The organism is Bartonella florencae, assembly GCF_000312525.1.
GTDB lineage: Bacteria > Pseudomonadota > Alphaproteobacteria > Rhizobiales > Rhizobiaceae > Bartonella > Bartonella florencae.
The window spans coordinates 1-279 of record NZ_HE997524.1 but is presented as its reverse complement, the minus strand read 5'-3'; the positions used below and the strand labels follow the sequence as shown (position 1 = coordinate 279).

The 279-nt window shown below is 40.1% G+C and carries 1 pseudogene; it reads left to right on the top strand.

The features are described from left to right. Nucleotides 1–197 (top strand): annotated as a pseudogene (locus tag BN202_RS10070) (BID domain-containing T4SS effector); the annotation flags it as partial. Nucleotides 198–279: the final 82 nt, after the last annotated feature.

The following is a 279-nucleotide window of genomic DNA, read 5'->3' as shown; positions in this document are numbered from 1 at the left end:
AAAAGCTTCACGAATTTTTTACCCGTGGTCATGAGAGAGGACGTGGTCATGAGAGAAAGACAGGTACTGAAACACGGGAACACAGACATCACCATCGTCATCATCACTCAAAAGAGAGAGATCAGCATTCTCCAGAGCAGCAAGCACAACGCAGACATGGCCCAAAAGCCGAAAAAGGAATGGCCTTTTCTATGTGAGTATGCATAAAAATACAGATATTTTTCTTTAACTGATTTTTTGGCGCAATTACAAAAAAGCAATTACGCCAAAAATTGTTAT